Here is a 16,764-nt window from a genome sequence, read left to right as displayed (position 1 = left end):
TGATCGCACTATCGCACCCTACTGCAGGTAAAAATACCCAACTCCGTGTTTGTATTGCAAGAAGCTCTTAACCAGAACTGTATCTCCTCTAACTAGGACTATATTCCCATAATCATGTAAAAGATGGGAACATAGTCCTTTTTCTAGGTGCGACGATTTGAAAATTTTTAAAGTTGGACTATATTCCCACTATATTTTTAAAAATGGGAATATAGTCCCTTTAATGGTAATCGTATGGCAAAGCGAAACTTACACAACGTGCTGTTTCCAAAGCAGCGCAAAATTCTCACTCATTTTGGTGAGGATTTGTTGCTAGCAATGAAGCGACGCGGGTTGACCAAAAAAATGCTCTGCGAACGAACAGGCTTTGATCATAAAACCGTGAACAAGGTGTTTGCTGGGGATCCTGGTGTGGCAATTGGCACCTATTTGAAAATCATGGCTGTGTTGGGTATGGAAAGTAACTTCTCTGAAGTGGCCGCACATGACGAATTAGGTATCAAACTGCAAAACATCAAACTTCTGGAAGGTTCAAAATGAGCCGTGAGTTGGTAGAGGTTTATGCGGATTGGTATCCCATTGAGCAACCACTATTAATTGGTCGGTTGGCTTATAGTGACTCAAGCCGTGGCGGTGTATTTAGTTTTGCCTATGACAACGCTTTTTTAAAATCCCCCTACAGTTTGCAAATTGATCCCTTGCTTACTCTGCATGCCGGTGAGTTTCACAATGATGAAGCCGATAAAAACTTTCGTGCATTTTTAGATTCATCGCCAGATCGCTGGGGGCGTATTTTGATGCAGCGCAGGGCGGTTATTGAAAATCGCAGAGGTATCCGGTCGTGCAATCGATTAACGGAACTCGATTATTTGCTTGGGGTACATGATTCCTACCGCATGGGCGGAATTCGCTTTAAAAGACCCGACTCCCCTCATTTTCTTGATAACAATGCCGAATTTTCGGCCCCACCCATGGCCGCGCTTCGCGAGTTAGAGCATGCCGCCATCCAAATTGAAAAAGACGATAACATCGACAGTGATGAATACTATCGGTGGTTGAAAATGTTGATTTCTCCCGGCTCATCTTTGGGCGGTGCAAGACCAAAAGCCTGTGTTACTGATGAGAAAAATCACCTTTGGATAGCTAAATTCCCAAATTTAAATGACACCTGCGATGTCGGTGCGTGGGAGATGGTGTGTTATGAGTTAGCTTTAGCGGCCGGTATTGCGATGTTTCCAAGCGAGATCCGAAAATTCTCGACTCAGCACCATACCTTTTTGACCAAGCGCTTTGATCGGATGGGTGACAAACGCCTACATTTTTCATCCGCAATGACGCAGCTCCAGTACTATGATGGTGAGTATTCGCACGGCGCTAGTTATCTTGAAATCGCAGAATTTCTCTCTAATCAGGGGGCACAAACAAAAGCTGACCTTGCCCAATTATGGCGACGGGTTGTGTTTAACATTGCGGTGTCGAACACAGATGACCACTTGCGTAATCACGGTTTTCTGTTAACCGATAAAGGCTGGAAGCTATCACCTGCTTACGATTTAAACCCTATTGTGGGAAAGCAAGGCCTTCACCTGAATATTACCGATACAGACAACGCGCTCGACTACCAGCTAGCCTTTGAAGTGCAAGATTTCTTCAGGCTGACGCAAACCGAGGCAAGGCAAATTTACGATGAGGTTTTAAATGCCGTGAAGCAGTGGCCATTGATTGCACAGCGATTAGGCCTCAGCCGAGCAGAGCAAACGATGAAGCAAGAGGCCTTTAACGTGTAATAGGCGCTTTGATCCTAACCGACCATCAACTCTACTTAACCGCTGCCAATTCTTGAGAACGGATTGAGCTCAGCAAACCGCTGGATATGGGTCTCGCCTCACGCAAAACCGGCTTCGGGGAAGTCGTACTCCCCCCAGCTCGCGCACGAGGATTTCAGCAGCGCGGGAAGACTGGGAAAGGAGAAACGCTATTGGGTTTACGGCATCATCGCACGCCTGCTCGGTAGCTATCTGGTTCCAGCCAAAGCTGTTCGCGTAGGTCGCCTTTCAAGAAAAAGAGCTTCGGTTTCTTGCGAAAATTGAACAGCCGAAACAGATGATAGTGATCTGAATGGGCACGCGAGCAGTCAAGCTCGTTAGGCGTGATGAAAAACGCACTTTCCTTGGCAAAGGCGGTGGTCTTGACCTCAATCAGCCGGTCGCGACCGTCGAGCTCGAAGGAACGGATATCGAATCCCAGCCCGTCACCCTGAGTTACCGCAACATGCTCGACCCGCTCCGCCAGCTTATCGTACCCAGCTTGGATCAGCCGGTGTTGCTCGAAACGCATCACCAGATGCTCACCCGCAAGCCCCAGCTCGCGGTTGCGGGTTTCTATGGCCAAGTAGTCGCGTTTTTGCGGCGGGCGCACTGAATAGTCGGCATGAAATTCCCGAACGCCTTGTTGCGGCGGTGTTGTTCTAGGAGGTTCGACGATGATGCGCTCGTCCACAGTGCCGGTGGTATCGACTACCGGGAGATCGGCGGCTAAGCGCGCCGCACGATCAACTAGTTCGCTTCGCAGCAGCAGTTCCTCGACAGCCTCAACCAAGCTTTGCTGATAGTTGCTGCGTGGCTTGTAGCCATCAACATAGGGGCAGTTGGCATCTCGCAACACCGCGCTGATATTGGCGTGCTTGAACTCTATAGCGCTGGCCGAGCGGCCATCAAGCTGTGTCATCAGCGCTCGATTAAGTGCGCGTTTGTTATAACTTTGCCCACTCAGTTCTGCTACCAACATCTGCCGGTAGGTAGCAACGGTTGCCTCTACCTCGCTTGCACTCCAAGCTGTCGCTCGACTCATGCTCATCACTCAATATCCTGAAACTGCTTATAGTGTGAGCGGCTTAAAAGCCGGTACTTTCGGGGATCTGCGGGAAGGATTTGGCTAGCCTCCGAAGGGCCTGTCACCAATGCTGACACCTTTCAGCCAGGTGTAGCTTTTTTCAAAGCCTAGAAATGGAAAACCCCGGCTCTAGGCCGGGGCGAGTTCTTTAGGTCTTTGCGAGAGGTCGTAAGCTAGTAGCTCATTGGAGCCTCACGCCAACCTTGTGGTAAATTTTATGCTCTATTGACGGCCTCGTCAACATACTGCGACTCTGAAAAAGAAGCTTTGGATGCCAAGAACTATAAATTACCGACCGACCTTGATAAATGAGCTTATCACTAATGAGCGCTTAAACAGTTACGCGCCCATCTTCCAGCATTCAGACGATGTTGAACTTGTCGGCGCCTATCTCTGGAACACTCACGTTTGTTCTGCCTTGTACCCCTTGCTCACTGCCGCAGAAGTCACCTTAAGAAATGCTATAAATACCGCATTGACTCGTGACTTAGGGAGCTTTTGGTGGAAAGGAACCAAGCTTCACTACAACTCCTTTACTCAGGGAGCACCGCCGCCGTATTCCGTAAATGCGCTGAAAAACAATTTTTCAAATGCTGCAAAGCAAGTAATAAAAGATAAGAAGAGGCGTTACGGAGTTAGTAATGCGACGCCGACCCACCATGAGATAATAGCTAAAACAGAATTCTCAACGTGGGAATTCATTTTGGATTCCCAGTTCAACGGGCCAAACCGAATATGGCCGCAACACTTGGGAAGTGTTTTTCGTGGGGCGTGGCCGACCACCAAGGCTAGCAGTATGCTCAGCTCTTCGAGAGATTTGGTAAAAACTATTAGAGAGTTTCGAAACCGGGTTTCTCACCATGAACCCGTGTGGAAACGCTACGGGGTTCAGTCTGAGGCGGACGCAATAGCTCACCTTCATGAGAAAATAGGCAAAATCAAACAATTGATAGCCTTGGTTTCTCCTGAAAAAGAACAGCTAGTCCTAAAAAACGGCTTGTTGTCTCGCGCAGAAAGAGTTTGCTCGATCAAGGAGCTACGGCTCTGCCAACACAGCACTCAAACCCATAAGGTAAGGTCTATATCTAAGCTGTGTCGACTTGCCCAGCTCGCAGCCAGCGAGAATACCGCGAAGCACATTACTGTTTATAATTTGGGCAAAACTCGCTTCCTTCTTCAGCCTATTTGACCTCACTTTAATCTAAAAGCTCGATCAACCGCTTGCCGCCAGCCCACTCTACTGCTGGCGGCAGCTCAATGGAGACAGATTAAAAAGTTAAGAGCTGGCCAGAAATATCACTCAATATTCTGAATCTGCTCCCTCATCTGCTCGATCAGCACCTTCAACTCCACCGCACAACGCGTCGTCTCAGCAACAACGGATTTAGACGAGAGCGTATTGGCTTCGCGGTTAAGCTCTTGCATCAGGAAATCCAAACGGCGGCCTTTGGGGCCTTTCTGGGCGAGCTGGTGGCTCACTTCTTCGATATGCGCAGTGAGGCGGTCTAGCTCTTCATCTACATCAGCTTTTTGCGCCACCAGCACCAGCTCGGCTTCCAGGCGTTGGGGGTCGAGTTCGGTTTTGGCGACTTCTAGACGCTCTAGCAGTTGGGCGCGCTGGCGCTCCAGAATCTGCGGCAGCAGGCTGCGTACGGTGGTCACTTGTTCGCTTACCGCGTCTAGGCGGGTGATGATCATCTCAGCCAGTTTTTCGCCTTCGCGGGCGCGGGAGTCGATCAGCTCATCCAGTGCTTGGTCAAACAGGTTTTTTGCAGCGGCTTTGATGGCGTCTTGGTCGAGGTGCTGGGTTTCCATTACGCCGGGCTGGTTGAGTAGCGCAAGTGTGGTGGGCGGCACGGCGCTGGGCACTTGCTGCTGAATGGCGGCTAGGGCATCGGCAATCTCTTTTAACCTCTGGGCGTTCACCGCAGGCGCTTGTCCGGTGTCGGCGCTCTCGAACCTTACGCTGCATTCAACTTTTCCACGCGCCAAGCGGGTGCGCAGCGCTTCGCGCAGTACCGGCTCTAAGTCTCGCAAGCTTTCGTGCAGGCGGAAATGGGGCTCTAAGTAGCGCTGGTTCACCGAGCGAATTTCCACCTGCAGGGTGCCAAACGGGGCGGCCTGCTCGGTGCGGGCGAAGGCGGTCATGCTGTGTACGCGGCTGGAAGTGGCCATGTTTCATCCTGATAGAGAACAACGGTGTATAAAAGCATTGCCAACAGTCTACCCGATAGGCCAATCAGCGCACTCCCAGACGTGTACAATGGAGGGCTTTCCAGTTGTGCGTTTATTGAGGGGTACTATTTGTGAGCAGCGCTAAGCGTCCTGATGTTGTGCGTCCCAGCGGTCGCGAAGCCGACCAGCTCCGTGACATTCGCCTGACCCGCGATTACACCCGTCATGCGGAAGGCTCTGTGCTGGTGGAGTTTGGCGATACCAAAGTGCTGTGTAATGCCAGCGTCGAAGCCGGTGTACCGCGCTGGCTGCGCGGTAAGAATCAGGGTTGGGTCACCGCTGAGTACGGCATGCTGCCCCGCGCCACTCACACCCGTAGTGGCCGTGAAGCGACCCGCGGCAAGCAAGGCGGCCGCACGCTGGAAATCCAGCGTTTGATTGGCCGCAGCCTGCGCGCCGCGGTCAATTTGAAGAAGCTGGGTGAGTTCACCATTACCGTGGATTGCGATGTGATCCAGGCGGATGGCGGTACCCGTACCGCAGCGATTACCGGCGGCTGCGTGGCGCTGATCGATGCGATCCGTTATCTACAGCGCGAGAAAAAGATCAAAGCCGACCCTTTCAGGCAGTTGGTAAGTGCTATTTCCGTGGGCATTTATAAAGGCGTGCCGGTACTGGATCTGGACTACCCGGAAGACAGCAAAGCCGATACCGACCTGAACGTGGTGATGACCGAAAGCGGCGAGCTGATCGAAGTACAGGGCACCGCCGAAGCCAGCGCCTTCAACCGTGCCGAGCTAAACGGCATGCTCGATTTGGCCGAGAAAGCAGGTGATGCGCTTCGCGACCATCAGCGCGAAGCGCTGGGTATTCGTGGCTAAAGATTAGCGCCTGCCACAACGCAACAAGCCGACCCAAGGGTCGGCTTGTTGCTTATTACCACTCACTGCTTCTAAGAACGAGCTGTTTCTAAGAACGAGAGGCGACGCGGGAAAAGTTCGTTGCCTAGCGCTTAGAGCGCCAGGTCGTACTCAATGATCAGCGGTGCGAACTCGGAGAAGGTCGCATCGTAATCAATCCACGCGTCGACCACGTGGCGGCGGAAGTTGGGGCCAACTAACTGGTAGTCGATCCGCCAGCCTTCCTGGCGCTCACGGGGTACGTCTTGGTCAAGCTTCGGCCACCAGGTATATTCACCTGCATCGCGATTAATTTCGCGGAAGGTGTCGATAAAACCGGTGGGTCCAAGCACCTGATCCATCCAGGCGCGCTCTTCCGGGCGGAAGCCTGAGGTCAGTTGATTGTCCGACCAGTTAGCCAAGTCGACCGTTTTGTGGGCAACATGCCAAGTACCACAGAGGATGTATTCGCGGCGTTTGCGCGACATCTTGGTGAGGTACTCTTGATACTGCTCCATAAACGCCTGTTTGGCTTTCTGGTCGCTTCCATCAGGCATCAGGAAGGAGACGATACTGAAGCGTTCATAATCCGCCTGCAGAAAACGTCCTTCATGATCACACTGCGGAAACCCAAGACCATACATAATCGCCTTGGGGATTTTGCGGCAATAGAGTGCCACACCGGAGAAACCATCCTCTTCGGCATCCAGGAAGTAGCCTTCATAGCCTTCCGGATACAGAATGTGGTCACCCAGTTCAAAACTTTTTGCCTTGATGTTCTGCACGCAGACCACGTCGACATCCTGCTGAGCCAGCCAGTCCAGGAAGCCACGATCGACGGCATCACGAATACCATTGACATTGATGCTGGCAATTTTCATAAATCGTCCCTTTTGCGTCGCTGCTGTATGATACCCGACGTTTAGACGTTTGGGTAAAGGCAGCGACTAAAACTTGCCATTTACCCGCGTTTATTGTTGCTTTCGTGCCGATTTAAACCTACCGCCTAGTGAGGAACGCCGTGGCTACCACTCTACAACCCTACCAGCGCGATTTCATTGCCTTTGCCATTGAGCAAGGTGTGCTTAAGTTTGGTGAGTTTACGCTTAAATCCGGCCGTGTTAGCCCCTATTTTTTCAACGCTGGGCTGTTTCAAACCGGGCGCGCACTGGCCAAGCTGGGGCGCTTTTATGCCCAGGCAATTGCCGATAGCGGTTTAAACGCTGATGTGCTGTTTGGCCCGGCGTATAAGGGCATTCCGCTGGCAGCGGTCACGGCGGCAGCGCTGGCCGACCATCACGACCGGGACATGCCCTATGCGTTCAACCGCAAAGAGGCTAAAACTCATGGCGAAGGCGGCAATATCGTGGGTGCCGAACTCGCTGGCGGTATTTTAATTATTGATGACGTCATCACTGCCGGTACCGCCATTCGCGAGGTAATGAGCCTGATCGAACAGAGTGGCGCTCACGCCGCCGGCGTCATCATTGCGCTAGACCGCCAAGAGCGCGGCCAGGGCGAGCAGAGCGCGATTCAGGAAGTTCAGGCCGAATACGGTATGCCGGTCGTCAGCATCGTCACTTTAGAGCAAGTGCTCACTTACCTTGAAGAGCACGCTGGTGGCGAAATGCTTGCCTACGCCGAAGCCATCAGGGCCTATCGTGACCGCTACGGTATTGCCAACTGATTAGACTGACTGCGCGCCAGTGAAACCTTGCTGGCGCCACGCTTCGTAGCTCACAATAGCCACGGCGTTGGAAAGGTTCAGGCTACGGTTATTGGGCTGCATAGGCAGGCGCAGTTTGTGCTCAGCGGTTAGCGCTTCGTGTACCTGGGGCGAGAGCCCAGCGGTTTCAGAACCAAATAGCAGTACATCGCCCGGGGCAAAGTCGGCATCGCTGTAGGTGCGCGTGCCTTTAGTGGTGATCGCCCAGATGCGCCGCCCCTGCATGGCCTGCTGAAAAGCGTTAAAATCCGCGTGGCGGGTCACGTTGTCGATATCACGGTAATCCAACCCAGCGCGGCGCAGCTTTTTCTCTTCCAGATCGAAGCCAAGCGGCTCAATCAGGTGTAAACGGCAGCCATTGTTGGCGACCAAGCGCATGATATTGCCCGTATTGGGCGCCATGCGCGGTTCAAAAAGCGCTACTTCAAACATCTCCACCTGCCTGTTTATTATGCCTTCGCCAAGCGGCTGATTGTACTTGAAACCGTACTTGAAGCCGACTAGCAACTCTCGTAGAGGATGACCGACGCCATGACGCCTGCCACGCCCAAGAGCATTCTTAGCCGCATTAAAGGGCTAAACCCGCGCCAGCAGGAAGCCGTGCGCTACATCGATGGCCCTTGCCTGGTATTGGCGGGCGCTGGTTCCGGTAAAACCAGCGTGATCACCACCAAAATTGCCTATTTGGTGCAAGAGTGCGGGATGAGCGCGCGCAAAATCGCGGCGGTGACCTTTACCAACAAAGCTGCGCGGGAGATGAAAGAGCGCGTCGGCCAGATGCTTCACGGCAAAGAGGGCCACGGGCTAACGGTTTCCACTTTTCACACCCTGGGGCTGAATATTATCCGCGGCGAGCTGAAAACGCTGGGCTACAAGCCGGGTTTTTCGCTATTTGACCCGGAAGACGCCAAGGCGCTGCTGCGCGATTTAATGAACAAAGACGCCCAGGTGGATGCCGAGCAGATCAATGCCGTGCAGAGCAAAATTTCCACCTGGAAGAATGACTTGGTACTACCCAGCGATGCCCTCTCGTTTGCCGCCGATGACGATGAGCACTTTGCCGCCCGTGTGTATGAAGCCTACGTACGTCATTTAAAAGCCTACAACGCGGTGGATTTCGACGACCTGATTCTGCTGCCGGTGGTACTGCTCAAAAACGATCTGGAAGCACTCGAGCGCTGGCGGCGCAAAATCCACTACATGCTGGTGGATGAGTATCAGGACACCAACGTTTCCCAGTACCTGTTGGTGAAACTCCTTATGGCGGAGCGCTCCACCTTTACCGTGGTGGGCGACGATGACCAATCGATCTACGCCTGGCGCGGTGCCCGCCCTGAAAACCTGATTACCCTGGGGGAAGATTTCCCGCGCCTGAAAGTCATCAAGCTGGAGCAGAACTACCGCTCTACCGCCACGATACTGCGCGCCGCCAATACGCTGATCGCCAATAACCCCCACGTTTACGAGAAGACACTGTGGTCTGATATGGGCGATGGCGCGGCCATTCGGGTCATCGTGAATCGGCATGAAGAGGCGGAGTCCGAGCGGGTCGCCAGCGAAATGCTCACGCGCAGGATCAAAGAGAAGGCCGAGTGGCGCGACTTTGCGGTGCTTTATCGGGGCAATTTCCAGGCACGGCTATTAGAGCTTAAGCTCCAGCACTATCAGATCCCTTACAAGCTCTCAGGCGGCACGTCGTTTTTCTCCCGCAACGAAATCAAAGACGCCATGGCCTACCTGCGCCTGTTGATTAATCCCGCCGACGATAACGCTTTTTTGCGCATTGTGAACGTGCCGCGCCGTGAAGTGGGCCCAGGCACCGTCGAGAAGCTTGCCAACTACGCTACTGAGCGCTCAATTTCGCTGTTTGCCGCCTGTCACGAGTTAGGGTTAGAACAAGTACTGCCAACCCGAGCGACAGAGCGCTTAAGTCGCTTTACCCACTTTATTGATGGCGTACGTAAGCGCATGGACCAAGGCGATGCGATTGCCGCTATTCGCGACATGCTGCGGGACATGGATTACGAGGCGTGGCTGTATCAAAACGCCAGCGCGCCTACCGTGGCCGAGCGCCGTATGGCCAACGTGTGGATTTTGATCGACCAGCTGGAAAAGTCGCTCAATCGCGACCCCGAAGACGATACAGACTCCACCGATACCGAAACCGACGGCGTGGAAGCGGCTATTTCACGCTTGGTACTGCGGGATATTCTGGAGCAGCAGGCAGAAGAGGATGACTCTGACCGAGTTCAACTACTCACCATGCACGCCTCGAAAGGCCTTGAGTTCCCGCATGTGTATTTGATGGGGTTAGAGGAAGACCTGTTGCCCCACCGCAACGCCATTGAAGTAGGCACCGTGGAAGAGGAACGGCGGCTAGCCTATGTGGGGATTACCCGGGCACGGCGAACATTAACGCTTACCCTGGCGCGGCAACGTAAAGCCTACGGTGAGTTGATGGACTGCCAGCCGAGCCGCTTTTTAGAAGAGCTGCCCGCCGAGGATCTGGAGTGGGAAGGCCGTGCAGATAAAGAAGACCCTGAGAAAAAGCAGGCCCGGGGTAAAGACGCCATTGCCGGGCTGCGTTCACTGTTAGGATGATTGATTATTAGGCAGGCAAAAAATAATCCACAGGGCAATGTTTAAAACGCCCTGTGGATAAATTACTTAAACGCTAGTGGTTGGCGACGCCTTATTGCGCTTCTGCCATTAAGTAATCAACGACGGCCATGACTTCTTCATCAGACAGGTTGGGGTTACCGCCTTTGGCAGGCATGGCGCCAATGCCGTTGATCGCACTGGCGTAAAGCTCGTCAGCACCCTTTTCTAAACGCGCTGCCCAGGCTTCTGAGTCACCTTTGGTCGGTGCACCGGCAACGCCGCTATCGTGACACGCCGCACAGCCAACGCTTGAGTAAAGCGCAGCGCCATCCAGGTCGCTACCGCCACTCGCTTCTTCTTCGTTTGCTGAGGCGTCTTCTTCACTCGCCGCGTCGTCGTTAGCAGTCATCTCTTCTTCAGCAGCATCACCTTCCGCAGCGGCGGTTTCTTCTGCAGCTCCCTCGTCTGTTGCCGCCTCTTCAGAAGCAGCGTCATCGCCACCGCCTAATTCTGGCACTTCCATCACCGGTTCAACCATATAGGCAACCGCTGCTTCGACTTCTTCGTCGGAAAGGCTGGCATTGCCGCCTTTCGGAGGCATGGCGCCAATACCATTAATCGCGTGGTCTACGAGTGTCGCAAAACCTTGCTCGGTACGTGCCGCCCAGGCGTCTTCCTCACCACGGATGGGCGCACCCGCCGCGCCGGATGCGTGACACGCGCTACAAACGTTGCCGTAAATACCTTCGCCGTCGATATCACCGCCACTGCTGGCGCTATCGCCTGCAGGTGCGGCTGCCGTTCCACAGTCTTGGCCTTGCAAACAGAGTTGACCCACCGGCGCTAAACGCTCGGCAATCGCATCACGTGCGGCATCATCTTGGGCATAAACACTGGATGTGCCCGCCATGAAGCCGAGGGCCACCAGCCCGCTCATGATCAGCTTAGCTTTCACTCTCACCACCTCTTGAGTATTGTCATCAACCGTTTGTTCTTAACTTCTGCCTTAACCCCCTATGCGCGGCAGCGCCAATATTAACGATGCACCGCTGAGACGCCAAGACACGCGTATAGATCTAGTATAACGGCAACGCAAAGCGCAAGAAAATGCTACTAAGCGCGCCTATGCCACCAACGACTGCTATTTAGGCCTTATTGAGGTGCTTCACTCCTTCCGCCACCCCCTTTCCACGCTAATAAACGCTGCTGTGCATAATGCACAAAACCAGCCTCCTGATAGAGCCGTTTGGCCGGTAAATTGACGTTATCCACCGCCAGCATGACCTCTTGCACACCCGCCTGCTGGGCAAGCTCAAGGGCGCTATTCAATAGCGCGCGGCCCAATCCAATCCCACGCCATTCAGGCGCTAGCCCCATCAACATAAGCTCCCAACGGCCCAGCGACGGGCGTGGTGCCAGCAGCAAAACACCAGCCACGGCATCTTGATAATTGACGGTATACCAGTGCTGTGGCGCCTGGGGATCCTGCTGATGGAACCCAGTCAGCAACTCTTGCACCGAGAGTACGTCGCGCAAGGGGCGACTATCCAGCGAATCGTGCCCCACGGCGGCCAACAGGGCCAGCTGTTGCGTTTGCGAAATCTCGCCAAATGGCTGCAGTGACAACGGCCTTGCTTCCTTCATTACTAAACGGCGGCGACTGCTGCCGGTTAAATGCGCCAGGTTGGCCAAGCGCTGCATGCCATGCTCTAGCAACAGCGCTTCTGTTTCAGCGGCCTGGGGTGAAAGCGTCAGGTGGCAGAGGCGAATAGGCTGATTGTTTACCCACCTATAGGCTGCATGTAGTAGCGCGTGGGCATGTGCGCCTTCGGCCTTGGGTAACCACAGCTGGGCCATGTTCATCGGCAAGGGTTGCACCCAGATAGCGCCCTTTAGTCGTCCCGCGTCCAGGCTTATCCATAACCCGCCCCACTGTTCGTCTGGCAGATCGTACATTGCCTTTACCGCCTCGCTCAGGGCGGTTTGCTGCTCAGAATCATGAGCGGCCGCCAACTGCAGCAGCGCCTCGCGACGTAGCGAGGGAGGACACTGCACGGTCTCAAGGGGCGTTACCTGCGAGGAGGTCATCAATGCGTTACCTCTCCATTGCTCGGTCAACACAGAGATAAATATTTATCCCTGCTTAAGTTTTCGTTAAGTAAACCCGCCCAGAGTGTCGGAAAACACGATGGAGATCACCCGATGGCTCGCCTACGTTCGCTCCCCACTGCGCTGGCAACACTGGATTGGCACGAAGCCCTCAATTGGCAGGAAAAAGCGATGCTTCAGCAACTGATTCAGCAACGCTTCGCCCAGCAACACAGTGCTTATATCCAACATTTTCTGCCCCGCCTGTTTGGGCTGTGGCAGGCGGGACAACCGCAAGCGGCGGTGGGGCTGCGCCTTGCCAGCAGCGGGCCGCTCTTTCTGGAGCGCTACCTGGATGGCAAGGCTGAACAGGTTATTAACCATGGGTTTCAGCAGTCACTTGCCCGTCGGGATATTGCCGAAATTGGCAACCTAGCCAGCCTGCGCCCTGGCTTGCAGCGGCAGCTGTTTATCTACCTCGCTCATCAACTGGCGGCGGAAGGTATCGCTTGGCTGCTATTTACGGCCACGCCTGAAGTCGCCAACGGCCTGCGCCGCCTAGGGCTTGAACCACAACCGATTACCCCTGCCGACCCTAATCGACTAGGCGAAGAGTCGCATCTGTGGGGGCGCTATTACCAGCATCGCCCCTGGGTGATGGCCGGTGATCTTCGCAGCGCCATGCACACGCTCCAGGCTCAGTCAGCCTTCACAGAAACAGATAGTGAAGAGGTACTGCATGCACGCCTTGCCTAATGCGCTAATGGCGCGGCTTGCCCACCATGCCCAGCAAACCCCACAGCGTACCGCACTTAGCGATGGTGAACAGAGTTTGTCGTATGCAGATGTCATTCACCATGTCGCCCAACGACGCCAGCGCTTACGTGATGTTAACGCACGACGCGTCGCATTAGCGCTGGATAACGGGCTGGAGTGGGCGCTATGGGATCTGGCGCTAATGATGGAGGCGTGTGTAGCCGTCCCTATCCCAGGCTTCTTTAGTGAGCAACAGCGCCGCCATATTGTTCAGCAGGTGGGATTAGGTAGCTGGATTGGTCACGGCGGCGAGGCCTTCGGCTTCAAAGCTACCCCCGACCCAGCCATCGCTCAACGTCGGGTTGACCATCCCCTCGCGTTACACGAAGGCACCACGCGCATCACCTTTACCTCGGGCACCAGCGGCACCCCCAAGGGCGTGTGCTTGGATAACGCGGCGCTGCTGACCGTGACTGAAAGCCTGGCGGAGATAGTGGCACCGCTTGATATACGCTGCCACTTAGCCATGTTGCCCCTCTCCACGCTGCTCGAAAATATCGGTGGGCTTTATTTACCGCTATGGCTGGGTGCCTGCAGCATTTTACCGGGGATGGCCACGTTAGGTTGGCAGGGGGCTAGCGGTTTTAACGCTCAGCTCGCCCTTGATGCCATTGAGCGCTACCAACCCAACAGCATGATTTTGGTGCCTCAACTGCTTCAAGCGTTGGTCAGCGAGTCCACAACGGCGCCCGACAGCCTGCGCTTTGTGGCGGTGGGCGGCGCGCAGGTTGCCAACACACTGCTCTCTCAGGCCCGGCGTGGCGGATGGCCGGTCTATGAAGGCTATGGTTTATCCGAAGGCACCTCGGTGGTCTGTCTTAATCGCCCAGGAGAACCAAGCTGCGGCGTTGGTAGCCCACTGCGCCACGCCCAGATCCGCATTGATCGCGAAGGCCAGCTGCATATTCGTGGCGCCTTGATGCTGGGTTATATCGGCGAAGCACCTTGCGGCGACTGGTACGCCACGGGGGATACCGGTCAGTGGCAGGATGACACCATCGCGCTCAATGGTCGCCAGCGGGACGTCTTTATTACCGCCTATGGCCGTAACGTCAACCCGCAATGGGTAGAGGGCGAGCTCTGCACGCAGCCTGCCATTGCCCAAGCCATGGTGTATGGCGAGGCCCTGCCCGCTAACCGCGCGCTGATCGTGCCCGCGACGCCCCATATGACCAATGCCCAAATAGAAGCCGCTCTCAATGCAGTCAATCGCACGCTACCCGATTACGCCCAAGTGCATGAGTGGCAACGCGCCGCCCCCTTTACGCCCCACAACCAACAACTCACGGCCAACGGCCGCCTACGCCGCGACACCCTGCTAGCCGCCTATGGCCACTGGCTAAGGGCCGTCGTGACCGATACACCCAAAGGAGTAACACCATGACCGCTTACCAACAGCTGCAAGACGCTACCCAAGACGCTCGTCACTGGTTGCTGACCACCCCCATCGTGACCCGCGCTCTGGCGGGCAATGTTTCCCTAGAGGAGTATCTCGCCTTTTTAGGTCAGGCGTATCATCACGTTCGTTTCACCGTGCCACTAATGATGGCCTGCGGCGCACGTCTGCCCGACCGGCTCGACTGGTTACGCACGGCGCTGGTGGAGTACATCGAAGAGGAGCACGGTCATGAAAAATGGATTCTGGACGATATCCGCGCCGCGGGCGGGGATGCAGATGCCGCCGCTGCCGCCCTGCCAGACCCCGCCACTCGGTTAATGGTGGCCTGGATTCGTGACGCTGTAGAACACGGCAACCCGGTGGCGTTTTTCGGCATGGTGCAGGTGCTGGAAGGTACCAGTACCGCGCTTGCCACCCAGGCCGCCGAACGCTTACAGGATAGCCTTTCGCTTCCCAACAATGCCGTGCGCTATCTCACCTCCCACGGCAGCCTGGATATTGGTCACTTGGCCTTTTTTGAAGAGCAGATCAATCAGCTAGGTGCCGACGATCTGGCCGTGGTGATTGATAGCGCCAATATGTTCTACCGCCTGTACGGGGCAATGTTTAGAGGCATCGAAGCGCACTGTCAGGGCGGCAACGCGGTGGAGGAACTTAGTCATGCGCTTGCCTAGCCTGCGTTGGCCTAGAAAAAACAAGCTGCCCGGCGAATGGCCGGGCCAGCGAATTTTAATCACCGGCGCCAGCGGCGGTATTGGTATGGCCCTGGCCGAATCGCTGGCGCAGCGGGGCGCACACCTACTGATAAGTGGTCGCCAACAATACGCGCTGGCTTCGTTAGTCGACCGTTTTCCCAATCACATCACCGCCGTTAGCGCTGATCTAACCAACGTGAGTGATCGCAGCCGCTTAGTCAGCGCTGCGCAAGAGGCAGGGTGCAACATGCTGATCAATGCCGCTGGTAGTAATCAGCAGGGATTTTTTGATACTGCCAGTGACAGCGATATCGAACAGCTGGTGGCGATTAATCTGACCGCCACCCTGCAGTTGACCCGCGCGCTGCTTCCGCTGCTAATGGCTGGCCCCCAGGCAACGATTATCACCATTGGTTCGACGCTCGGGCGACTGGGCTACCCCGGCCAAGTCACCTACTGCGCTACCAAGTTTGCGCTGCGCGGTTTTAGCCAAGCGCTGCGCCGAGAGCTGGCCGATACCCGCGTGCGGGTGATGTATATCGCCCCACGGGCCACCCGCACCGCGATGAACTCGCCACAAACCGAGGCGCTCAATGCGGCGCTGGGCAATACCGTCGACTCTCCTGACGCCGTCGCTCTGGCCATTATCAATGCCGTGGAAAAGCAGCGTGAGGAACTACAAATTGGCCTGCCAGAACGCTTTTTTACCCGCTTGAATATGCTATGGCCAGGCGCTGTTGACCGGGCCCTGTTACGCCAACTGCCTGTCATTCGCCGGTTCATTGCCCCCCAGGAGTCTTCATCATGATCATGCCAGCTTTCCGAACGCTGCGTACTACGCTACTGGTTAGCGCTATTGGCTTGGTAAGCCTTCAGGGATTTGCCAGTGAGGACGACAGTGCGGCCGCCGCCGCATCGCTTGCCAAGCTACAGCAGCGTTGGGCGGAAATTAACTATACGCTGCCCCCAGGCGAACAGGCGGCAGCTTTCAGCTACCTGGGCGACGAGGCTGACCAACTCGTCGAACGCTACCCCGACGCCGCAGAGCTGCATATCTGGGCCGGCATTATCCGCTCAACAGAAGCAGGTGCCAGCGGTGGGCTGGGCGCGCTGGGGCTGGTAAAACAAGCTAAAAAGGAGCTTGAAACCGCGCTGGAACTGAACCCGCTGGCGCTGGATGGTTCGGCCTATACCAGCCTGGGCGCGCTCTATTATCAGGTTCCCGGCTGGCCACTCGGCTTTGGCGATGAACAAAAAGCTGAGTGGCATTTGCAAAGAGCCCTTGCGATTAACCCCGAAGGGATCGACAGTCTCTATTTCTGGGGCGACTATTTACATGAGCAGGGTCGCGATGCAGAAGCACGCCAAGCGCTAGAACGCGCCTTGATGGCAGCGCCCCGGCCTGGTCGCGAACTGGCGGACAGTGGCCGCCGTGACGACATCCGTCAATTGATGTCAGAACTTCAATAGGAA

Annotated in this window: 17 protein-coding genes; 11 read left to right on the top strand and 6 right to left on the bottom strand. The window is 55.3% G+C overall.

The features are described from left to right. Positions 1-234 precede the first annotated feature (234 nt). Together HUO07_RS06905 and HUO07_RS06900 are read left to right on the top strand one after the other, a co-directional pair. The gene (locus tag HUO07_RS06905; protein WP_176302960.1) at positions 235-540 is read left to right on the top strand and encodes a helix-turn-helix domain-containing protein; all 306 of its coding nucleotides are present in this window, start codon (positions 235-237) and stop codon (positions 538-540) included. Then, entirely contained in the window at positions 537-1,787 is a 1,251-nt protein-coding gene (locus HUO07_RS06900) for a type II toxin-antitoxin system HipA family toxin (protein WP_176302959.1), read from the top strand. The genes HUO07_RS06905 and HUO07_RS06900 overlap by 4 nt, the downstream gene beginning before the upstream one ends. 205 nt (positions 1,788-1,992) lie before the next feature. Here HUO07_RS06900 and HUO07_RS06895 read toward each other — a convergent pair whose 3' ends face one another. Further along, complete coding sequence (locus HUO07_RS06895) at positions 1,993-2,850, bottom strand: protein NO VEIN domain-containing protein (protein ID WP_217908809.1); 858 nt, start codon at positions 2,848-2,850, stop codon at positions 1,993-1,995. A gap of 313 nt (positions 2,851-3,163) precedes the next feature. Here HUO07_RS06895 and HUO07_RS06890 point away from each other — a divergent pair, with 313 nt between their 5' ends. Then, entirely contained in the window at positions 3,164-4,081 is a 918-nt protein-coding gene (locus HUO07_RS06890; RefSeq protein ID WP_176302958.1) for an Abi family protein, read from the top strand. Between the two features lie 107 nt (positions 4,082-4,188). Here HUO07_RS06890 and HUO07_RS06885 read toward each other — a convergent pair whose 3' ends face one another. Then, positions 4,189-5,067 carry a YicC/YloC family endoribonuclease gene (locus HUO07_RS06885; protein WP_176302957.1) on the bottom strand — a complete coding sequence of 293 codons (879 nt, stop codon included), beginning with the start codon at positions 5,065-5,067 and terminating at the stop codon, positions 4,189-4,191. Between the two features lie 158 nt (positions 5,068-5,225). Here HUO07_RS06885 and rph point away from each other — a divergent pair, with 158 nt between their 5' ends. Beyond that, positions 5,226-5,948, top strand: coding sequence for a ribonuclease PH (gene rph / locus HUO07_RS06880; RefSeq protein ID WP_176303061.1), 723 nt, complete (start codon positions 5,226-5,228; stop codon positions 5,946-5,948). A 131-nt stretch (positions 5,949-6,079) separates the two neighbouring features. Here the strand turns inward: rph and HUO07_RS06875 are convergent, their stop codons facing one another. Next, a complete protein-coding gene (locus tag HUO07_RS06875) occupies positions 6,080-6,847 on the bottom strand; it encodes an exodeoxyribonuclease III (RefSeq protein WP_008959049.1) in 768 nt (255 codons plus the stop codon). 140 nt (positions 6,848-6,987) lie between these two features. Between HUO07_RS06875 and pyrE the strand changes: the two genes are divergently transcribed. Next, a complete protein-coding gene (gene pyrE, locus HUO07_RS06870; RefSeq protein ID WP_176302956.1) occupies positions 6,988-7,653 on the top strand; it encodes an orotate phosphoribosyltransferase in 666 nt (221 codons plus the stop codon). Here the strand turns inward: pyrE and HUO07_RS06865 are convergent, their stop codons facing one another. Continuing rightward, positions 7,654-8,124, bottom strand: coding sequence for a tRNA (cytidine(34)-2'-O)-methyltransferase (locus tag HUO07_RS06865; protein ID WP_176302955.1), 471 nt, complete (start codon positions 8,122-8,124; stop codon positions 7,654-7,656). It abuts the gene before it with no gap. A gap of 99 nt (positions 8,125-8,223) precedes the next feature. Between HUO07_RS06865 and rep the strand changes: the two genes are divergently transcribed. Continuing rightward, complete coding sequence (gene rep, locus HUO07_RS06860; RefSeq protein WP_176302954.1) at positions 8,224-10,293, top strand: DNA helicase Rep; 2,070 nt, start codon at positions 8,224-8,226, stop codon at positions 10,291-10,293. Between the two features lie 91 nt (positions 10,294-10,384). Here the strand turns inward: rep and HUO07_RS06855 are convergent, their stop codons facing one another. Continuing rightward, positions 10,385-11,248, bottom strand: coding sequence for a c-type cytochrome (locus tag HUO07_RS06855; protein WP_176302953.1), 864 nt, complete (start codon positions 11,246-11,248; stop codon positions 10,385-10,387). 197 nt (positions 11,249-11,445) lie between these two features. Next, the gene (locus HUO07_RS06850; protein ID WP_176302952.1) at positions 11,446-12,381 is read right to left on the bottom strand and encodes a GNAT family N-acetyltransferase; all 936 of its coding nucleotides are present in this window, start codon (positions 12,379-12,381) and stop codon (positions 11,446-11,448) included. A gap of 114 nt (positions 12,382-12,495) precedes the next feature. Between HUO07_RS06850 and HUO07_RS06845 the strand changes: the two genes are divergently transcribed. Genes HUO07_RS06845 through HUO07_RS06825 form a run of 5 tightly spaced genes read left to right on the top strand, consistent with a single transcriptional unit; the run spans position 12,496 to position 16,761 of the window. After that, complete coding sequence (locus tag HUO07_RS06845; RefSeq protein WP_176302951.1) at positions 12,496-13,137, top strand: thermostable hemolysin; 642 nt, start codon at positions 12,496-12,498, stop codon at positions 13,135-13,137. Further along, the gene (locus HUO07_RS06840) at positions 13,121-14,581 is read left to right on the top strand and encodes an AMP-binding protein (RefSeq protein WP_176302950.1); all 1,461 of its coding nucleotides are present in this window, start codon (positions 13,121-13,123) and stop codon (positions 14,579-14,581) included. Before HUO07_RS06845 ends, HUO07_RS06840 begins: the two co-directional genes overlap by 17 nt. Continuing rightward, entirely contained in the window at positions 14,578-15,270 is a 693-nt protein-coding gene (locus HUO07_RS06835) for an iron-containing redox enzyme family protein (RefSeq protein WP_176302949.1), read from the top strand. The genes HUO07_RS06840 and HUO07_RS06835 overlap by 4 nt, the downstream gene beginning before the upstream one ends. Next, the gene (locus tag HUO07_RS06830) at positions 15,257-16,099 is read left to right on the top strand and encodes an SDR family oxidoreductase (RefSeq protein ID WP_176302948.1); all 843 of its coding nucleotides are present in this window, start codon (positions 15,257-15,259) and stop codon (positions 16,097-16,099) included. The genes HUO07_RS06835 and HUO07_RS06830 overlap by 14 nt, the downstream gene beginning before the upstream one ends. Beyond that, positions 16,096-16,761 (top strand): hypothetical protein, encoded by a 666-nt coding sequence (locus tag HUO07_RS06825; RefSeq protein WP_176302947.1) that lies wholly within the window; start codon positions 16,096-16,098, stop codon positions 16,759-16,761. Before HUO07_RS06830 ends, HUO07_RS06825 begins: the two co-directional genes overlap by 4 nt. Positions 16,762-16,764: the final 3 nt, after the last annotated feature.

Origin of the sequence: Vreelandella maris, assembly GCF_013371085.1 — a bacterium.
GTDB lineage: Bacteria > Pseudomonadota > Gammaproteobacteria > Pseudomonadales > Halomonadaceae > Vreelandella > Vreelandella maris.
This window is presented reverse-complemented; position numbering and strand designations above follow the sequence as displayed.

Bases quoted from the DNA above. Each gene is read 5' to 3' on its own strand.
- HUO07_RS06905 (WP_176302960.1), top strand. From the start codon at position 235: ATGGCAAAGCGAAACTTACACAACGTGCTGTTTCCAAAGCAGCGCAAA.
- HUO07_RS06900 (WP_176302959.1), top strand. From the start codon at position 537: ATGAGCCGTGAGTTGGTAGAGGTTTATGCGGATTGGTATCCCATTGAG.
- HUO07_RS06895 (WP_217908809.1), bottom strand. From the start codon at position 2,850: ATGAGTCGAGCGACAGCTTGGAGTGCAAGCGAGGTAGAGGCAACCGTT.
- HUO07_RS06890 (WP_176302958.1), top strand. From the start codon at position 3,164: ATGCCAAGAACTATAAATTACCGACCGACCTTGATAAATGAGCTTATC.
- HUO07_RS06885 (WP_176302957.1), bottom strand. From the start codon at position 5,067: ATGGCCACTTCCAGCCGCGTACACAGCATGACCGCCTTCGCCCGCACC.
- HUO07_RS06875 (WP_008959049.1), bottom strand. From the start codon at position 6,847: ATGAAAATTGCCAGCATCAATGTCAATGGTATTCGTGATGCCGTCGAT.
- HUO07_RS06865 (WP_176302955.1), bottom strand. From the start codon at position 8,124: ATGTTTGAAGTAGCGCTTTTTGAACCGCGCATGGCGCCCAATACGGGC.
- rep (WP_176302954.1), top strand. From the start codon at position 8,224: ATGACGCCTGCCACGCCCAAGAGCATTCTTAGCCGCATTAAAGGGCTA.
- HUO07_RS06850 (WP_176302952.1), bottom strand. From the start codon at position 12,381: ATGACCTCCTCGCAGGTAACGCCCCTTGAGACCGTGCAGTGTCCTCCC.
- HUO07_RS06845 (WP_176302951.1), top strand. From the start codon at position 12,496: ATGGCTCGCCTACGTTCGCTCCCCACTGCGCTGGCAACACTGGATTGG.
- HUO07_RS06840 (WP_176302950.1), top strand. From the start codon at position 13,121: ATGCACGCCTTGCCTAATGCGCTAATGGCGCGGCTTGCCCACCATGCC.
- HUO07_RS06835 (WP_176302949.1), top strand. From the start codon at position 14,578: ATGACCGCTTACCAACAGCTGCAAGACGCTACCCAAGACGCTCGTCAC.
- HUO07_RS06830 (WP_176302948.1), top strand. From the start codon at position 15,257: ATGCGCTTGCCTAGCCTGCGTTGGCCTAGAAAAAACAAGCTGCCCGGC.
- HUO07_RS06825 (WP_176302947.1), top strand. From the start codon at position 16,096: ATGATCATGCCAGCTTTCCGAACGCTGCGTACTACGCTACTGGTTAGC.